6 protein-coding genes are annotated in these 6,262 nt (G+C 71.3%); 1 reads left to right on the plus strand and 5 read right to left on the minus strand.

What is annotated here, in order from left to right; all coding sequences use genetic code 11:
- Both C1J00_RS36305 and C1J00_RS36310 read right to left on the minus strand, forming a co-directional pair.
- The coding region (locus C1J00_RS36305; RefSeq protein WP_102913193.1) for a hypothetical protein at positions 1–1,628 on the minus strand (1,628 nt) is incomplete at its 3' end.
- Between the two features lie 48 nt (positions 1,629–1,676).
- On the minus strand, positions 1,677–2,204 hold the full coding sequence (locus C1J00_RS36310; protein ID WP_102913189.1) for a tetratricopeptide repeat protein: 528 nt from the start codon (positions 2,202–2,204) through the stop codon (positions 1,677–1,679).
- A 145-nt stretch (positions 2,205–2,349) separates the two neighbouring features.
- On the opposite strand from C1J00_RS36310, the gene C1J00_RS36315 reads away from it, so the two are divergent.
- Positions 2,350–2,802 carry a hypothetical protein gene (locus C1J00_RS36315; protein WP_102913190.1) on the plus strand — a complete coding sequence of 151 codons (453 nt, stop codon included), beginning with the start codon at positions 2,350–2,352 and terminating at the stop codon, positions 2,800–2,802.
- A gap of 81 nt (positions 2,803–2,883) precedes the next feature.
- Here C1J00_RS36315 and C1J00_RS36320 read toward each other — a convergent pair whose 3' ends face one another.
- The 3 genes from C1J00_RS36320 to C1J00_RS36330 form a co-directional block, all read right to left on the minus strand.
- Positions 2,884–4,407 (minus strand): DUF1996 domain-containing protein, encoded by a 1,524-nt coding sequence (locus C1J00_RS36320; protein ID WP_102913191.1) that lies wholly within the window; start codon positions 4,405–4,407, stop codon positions 2,884–2,886.
- Between the two features lie 203 nt (positions 4,408–4,610).
- Positions 4,611–5,264 carry a LuxR C-terminal-related transcriptional regulator gene (locus C1J00_RS36325; protein ID WP_102913192.1) on the minus strand — a complete coding sequence of 218 codons (654 nt, stop codon included), beginning with the start codon at positions 5,262–5,264 and terminating at the stop codon, positions 4,611–4,613.
- Positions 5,255–6,262 (minus strand): sensor histidine kinase (locus C1J00_RS36330; RefSeq protein WP_102913194.1); only part of this gene is annotated, 1,008 nt, incomplete at its 5' end. The genes C1J00_RS36325 and C1J00_RS36330, both read right to left, overlap by 10 nt.

Genomic DNA, 6,262 nt, shown 5'->3' on the forward strand with positions numbered 1-6,262 from the left:
ACCCGGGCCCCGCCGCCCCGCCAGGTCTCGGCCCGCGTGCACACCCACGCCGCCGAACCGCTCGCGTCGGGCAGCGGCTGCGTGTTGAACGCCCAGGCGTTGACGCTGCGCACCCCCGCCGAGCGCACCGTGCCCAGCGAGCAGGCGAACGGTTGCCAGGTGCGCAGCGCCGCGGCGCCGGACACCTCCCGCGGGGAGCCCGGCCGTCCGGTGGTGAGCCGGGCCGGGACGAGTTCGCCGAGGTCGGTCAGCAGCCGCGTCCTGGTGCCGTCGGCCAGCTGCAGGACGTTCCACGAGGTGCAAGGGCCGGACCGCAGGGCCGGGCTGGCCAGGGGCGCGGTCACACCGTCGGTGAGCGGGAGGGCCAGCGCGCCGGAGTCCGGCTTCATCAGGTCCCGCTCGCCGGCCCTTTTCACCCAAGGAGCCGTCAGATAGCGGACGTTGCCGTCGGACCGGCCCAGCACCACCGCGCCCGCCTCGGCCCGGCCGGCCCCGTCGACCCGGGCGAAGTCGAGGGCGGCGCCCTGCGTGCCGTCCTTCGGCTCGGCGTACCGGGCGATGCGCAGGCCGTCGTAGAGGATCACCACGCGCGCCGCGTCGACCGTCCCCGCGTACAGCAGCTGGGGCGGTCCGGCCGGGCCGCCGGAGAGGGTGCCGGGGGTGGCCGACACCTGGACCGTCCCGCCGGGGCGGGCCCACACCGCCAGGGAGCGGCGCAGCAGGGCCTTGTCGCCGGTGCTCTCGCCGCGGGCCGGCCACACGGAGAAGTCGGTGCGCGCCGAGCTGCGCCAGGCGCCCGGCGGGATGCGGGTCAGCTTCGCCGGGTCCAGGGCGGCCTGCGCGGCCGGGTTGCGCGCGTACGGGGGTGCCGCGGCGCCCTCGGGGCCCCAGCCCTCACCGGGCAGACCGAGCAGCGCCCCGCACACCAGCAGGGCGGCACCGGCGGCCAGCGCGGCCCTCAGGTGCTGGCGGCGGCGCATCAGGTCGGTGGGGCGGGCCTGGAGCGAGCAGGGGTCGAACTCGGGGGAGTCGAGCAGCCCGTACTGGGCGGGGACCCCGCCGGCCTCCAGCACGGCGCCCTCCGGATCGGTGACGCCCGCCGCGGCGAGGACCTCGCACACCCCGTCGTCCGTGAGCCGCTCCAGACCGCGCAGCGCGTAGGCGGCCCGGGCCGGACCCGACAGGGTGGACAGCCGCTGGTCCAGGGTGAGTTCTTCGGCACCACCGGAGCGGGGGAACAGTTTCAGGCCCCATACGTGCGGCAGCAGCGGCGGCAGCTGGGACCTCTTGGGCCACGCCTTCGCCGTCAGCGGCAGCCCCGCCTCCAGCGCCGTGCGCAGCACCTGGAGACGGACCAGGGCGTAGCCGGGGTCACCGTCCCGGCCGTCCCCATTCTGGGCCGGGGTCACCGGGGCCGGTGTGCGTGTGCGGGGGAGGGCCCGCTGGGTGAGGGCGTGTGCGGTCAGGACGCGGCGGCTGCGGCCCAGCCGGGGCGGCAGCACCAGGTAGGCCAGCCGGACGAGCCGCGGGTAGTGCTCGACGAGCGCGGCCTCGGCCTGCTCGACGTCCACGACCAAACCGGTGGGGGAGGGGGGTGCGGGGCGCTGGGCGACATCCTGTGACTGCACGTTCAGCAGAACGAGCGAATCGGTGGATGGTCACCTGGCTGCGCGGCGTCACGCCCCCGGGTGCTCCCCAGGCTCCACCAGCAGCCGGGCGTAGTTCGCCATGGACCGCTGGTAGCGCGGCAGGTGCGGGGCCAGGGCGCCCAGGGCCAACGCCAGGGCCTCCCGGTCACGGCCGAGGCTCGACAGGCACAGGGCGAGACAGGCGCGTACGGCGTCGTCCAGCTCGTCGGAGGGAGCGACCAGTTCGGGCGTCAGCAGGGCGACGCCCTCCTCGGCCCGGCCGATGTTCCGCAGCGAGCTGGCCAGCTGGATCTTCGTCCGGCGGGCCTTGTAGTGGCTGACGTCGGCGAGGCCACGCCGCAGCGCCTCCTGGTAGAGGGGGACCGCCTTGTCGGAGCGGCCCGTGGAGTCCCAGGCGCAGGCCTGCTCGAACGGGGCGTGCGGACTGCCCTCGGGCAGCTCGGCGACGAGGGCGTCGACGTCGGCGCGGAAGCGGGCCTCGTCCTCCTCCGTCTCGGCGTAGTCGTCGGAATGGTCCCAGAGGGCGGCCACACGGTCTTCCCAGTCCTGATCCACCGGGACACCCTCGCACAGGAGTGCACACCGGGGCAGCGGGATTTTGAGCACGGCGGGCGCCGCAGCCGTATCGAAGGCGAGAGCCTCTTGCCGGGGCTCCGTGCGGCATGCGTCCGGATCGTGCCGACAAGAACCGGAGGAACAGATGAGGGTGACCCGACCGATGCTCGCGCTGAGCGGCGCGGTGGCGATACTGGCGCTGACCGGCTGCGGCGGATCCGGCGGCAAGGACGAGGCGGCCGTTCCGAAGGAGGTGAGCGGCAGCCTGGAGCACATCGCGGCCGAGGCCAAGTGCAAGCCGAACATGCAGACCGACGCGGACACCATCCGCCAGGCCCTGTGCAAGAAGGGCAAGGAGAAATACGTCCTCGCGACCTTCGCCACCGACCGCGGACAGCGCGAGTGGCTGAACGAGGCGAAGGACTACGGCGGCTACTACCTGGTCGGCCGCAAGTGGGTCGCAGTCGGCCAGGAGAAGACGGTCACGGCGCTCCAGGGCACCATCGGCGGGACCATGGAGGAGGGCTCCGAGCACATGAACCCCGGCGGCAGCCACAACAAGGGCGGTCACGACGGCGGCAGCAGCCATCACGGCTGACGGCGCGGACGGGGACGGCAAGCGGAAGCCGGCGGTGGGAAATCCCACCGCCGGCTTTCTGCTGTTCTTACCGGGTGAGGACTACTGGCAGTCCTCACCGTTGTTGATGCACTGGACCATCTCGTTCATAACGTTCTCGTCGAAGAAGTTGATGAAGTCGTTGTGGTCCGTGATCGGCTTGTGCAGCTGCTCCGGGAAGCCGTCGAGCGCGTAAGCGTTCTGCACCTGCCCGTTCTCGATCTGCGGGGCCGGGATGTCGTAGACCAGCTTGGCCTGCAGCTGGGGGATCGCCTGGAACCCCTGGGGACAGCTGCCGTCCGCCTGGACGAAGGCCACGTGGTCACGGTGGTTGGCGCTGTCGATGTTCTGACCGTCCCAGCAGCTCTGGAAGTTGGACGTCCGCACCACGGAGCTGCCCTCGGGGCAGAGCGGGTACTTGTCCGTCACCTGCCGGTCCTCGAAGCCGGTGCAGCTCCAGGAGGTGTTGGCGTTCTTGAGGCCGTTGGTGAAGGCCTTGGCGTCACCGGTGATGATGCGCAGGGCCGTCGGCATCGCGACAACGTCGCTCTTCTTGTTGCCGACGAACTTCAGCTCGGCCTCGGCGACCTGCTGGATCGTGCCGACGTTGCCGTCCTGACCGCCGCCGGGAGCGTTCGCGTCGACTTCGTTCTGTCCGTCCTGGACACGGAGGACCGGCCAGTAGTACGTCGACTTGTCGCCCTGGTTCTGGCAGCTGGTGTCGGCCTGGAGGAACTGCTCGTCGCTGGTGAACGCGTCGTTGTCCTGGTTGCCGACGTAGTCGTGCGCGTGCTGTGCACCGTTGCTGACGCCGGGCGCCACGATCACGTTGTCCGAGTTGCGGTTCTCGTTCTCATTGGTGCCACAGTTCGTGGTGAACGAGCCCGTGGAACCACCGTCGCCGTTCGCGGCGAGACCGTTCGGCAGGTTGCGGGAGTTGGGCTGGACGTCCTCGATGTTGATGAAGTCGTCGGCCACGGGGCCGTTGTTGCCCACCTGCCCGCCGTTGTCCTGGCCCTGGTCCTGACCGCCCTGGTCCTGACCGCCCTGGTCCTGACCACCTTGGTCCTGGCCGTCGTTGTTCTGACCACCGCCGGCCTGACCGTCGTTGGTGTTGCCCTCGGCGGCCATGCCCTTGCATGCGGCAAGCTGCTCAAGGTTGCCCGGGGCCTGTCCGCCCACCCGCCGGATGTTGATACCGATCCGGTCGATGACCGCGACGCGCTTCGACTTCAGCGGGCCGAGGATGGCGTTGTCGACGAAGCCCGAGTCACCGGCCTGGGCCTGACGCGTGGAGGCGAGGCGGGTGTAGGCCTCGCTGATCTGCTTGTCGAGGTTGGCCAGCTCCTTGTCCACCCCCTGGCGAGCACCGTCCGGCACATCGGTCAGCTTCTGTCCTACGTCCGGGCATTGGATCGTGGCGATCTGTGCGCCCGCGGACTTCGTCTGATTCGCCGAGTTCTCCTCATGCGCCGAGGCATAGAAGTTCGCCCAGATCAGCCCGCCCCCACCGAGCGCTAGGGCCGCCGATGCGGCAATGGCCTTGGTGGCCAGCGGCGTGCGGCGTTTTCTTGTGTTGCGTCCCATGGAACTCCTCTGACTTCCTTTTTCGGGGGCATCGAGGCGCCCGACAGGAGTGAAGCGGCTCCCTTCCATACGGAGGGCGTCCCACGGGTGTTCAGAGGTCTCGGAAATTGATGCGAGATTCGTGCGGACTCTGTGCTCTCAACAGCCCATTTCGCAGCGGAAGTTGCGAATCGTCCACGGCGAGTGAAGCGGCTCGTCCGGTTTCACCGGCCGTGGTCGAGATACGCGAGAACCGCCAGCACGCGCCGGTTGTCGTCGTCCGAGACCTCAAGCCCCAGCTTGGCGAAGATGTTGGCGGTGTGCTTGGCGATCGCCCGTTCCGTCACGACCAGCCTGCCCGCGATCGCCGCGTTGGTCCGGCCCTGCGCCATCAGCTCCAGCACCTCCCGCTCCCGGGGCGTCAGCCGCGCCAGCGGCCGGTCGTCGCCCGAACGGCGGGCCAGCAGCTGCTGGATGACCTGCGGGTCCATCGCCGTGCCCCCCGCGGCGACCCGCCGTACGGCGTCCACGAACTGCTCGGCGTCGAACACCCGGTCCTTCAGCAGATAGCCGACCCCGCCCCTGCCGTCGGCGAGCAGCTCACGCGCGTACAACTGCTCCACGTGCTGGGAGAGCACCAGCACCGGCAGCCCGGGCCGCTTCCGGCGGGCGTCGAGCGCGCACTGCAGGCCCTCGTCGGTGTGCGTGGGCGGCAGGCGTACGTCGACCACGGCGACGTCCGGGTCCAGCTCGGCCAGCGCGGCGGCCAGTTCGGGCCCGGACTCGACGGCCGCCGCGATCTCGAAACCGTGCGCCTGCAGCAGCCGGACGAGTCCGTCGCGCAGCAGGAAGAGGTCTTCGGCCAGGACTACGCGCAAGGGATCTCCACGGTGACCATGGTGGGGCCGCCCGCGGGACTGCTGACGGCCAGGACGCCGTCGAATGTACCCAGTCGCCGCTCGACCCCGGCCAGTCCCGAACCGGCCCCGATCACCGCGCCGCCCTTGCCGTTGTCGGTGACAGACGCCCGCAGCATGCCGTCCGCCTGATGCAGGTCGATCCAGATCCGGTCGGCGCCCGAGTGCTTCACGGCGTTGGTGAGCACCTCGCTCACGGCGAAGTACGCGGCCGACTCCACCGGTGCCTGAGCCCGCCCGGGCAGGTCGACGCTCACCTCGGTCGTCACCGGCAGCCGCAGCGCCAGCGCCCGTACCGCGTCGCCCAGGCCGCGCTCGGCGAGGACCGGCGGATGGATGCCGCGCACCAGCTCGCGCAGCTCGGACAGCGCCTCCACCGAGGACTTCCGCGCCTGCGCGATCAACACCTTGGCCTGAGCGGGGTCCTTGTCCAGGAGCGCCTCGATGGTGCCCAGATCCATACCGACGGCGACCAGCCGGGCCTGGGCCCCGTCGTGCAGGTCCCGTTCGATGCGCCGCAGTTCGGCGGCGGAGGCGTCGACCGCGTCCCGCCGGGTCTCGGTCAGGACCCGTACCCGCTCGGCCAGTTCCCGCTGGTTGCCGCCGAGCACGGCCCGGGTGAGCCGGAAGTGGACGCCCAGCAGGCGCGGGTTGAGGAAGTGGGCGAGGAACAGCAACACCAGGCCCAGGGCCGCCGCACCGAACGCGGACGCCTGCCCGGTGACCGGCACGAACCCGTACCAATACGTGTCGGGGAAGACCCGCCACAGCCCGATCGCCAGCGCGAACCCCTCCAGCGGATAGAGGAGCAGCACCGCCGGCAGCAGCGCCGTCACGAACCCGGCGGTCATGTCGACCGGCAGCCACCGCAGGTCCCGCCAGGTCGCCGGGTCACGCAGCAGCGCGACGGTGCGGGTCCAGGGATTGGCGCCCCGCGGCAGCGGCCGGTACGCCACAGG

Source organism: Streptomyces cahuitamycinicus (genome assembly GCF_002891435.1).
Classification (GTDB): Bacteria; Actinomycetota; Actinomycetes; order Streptomycetales; family Streptomycetaceae; genus Streptomyces; species Streptomyces cahuitamycinicus.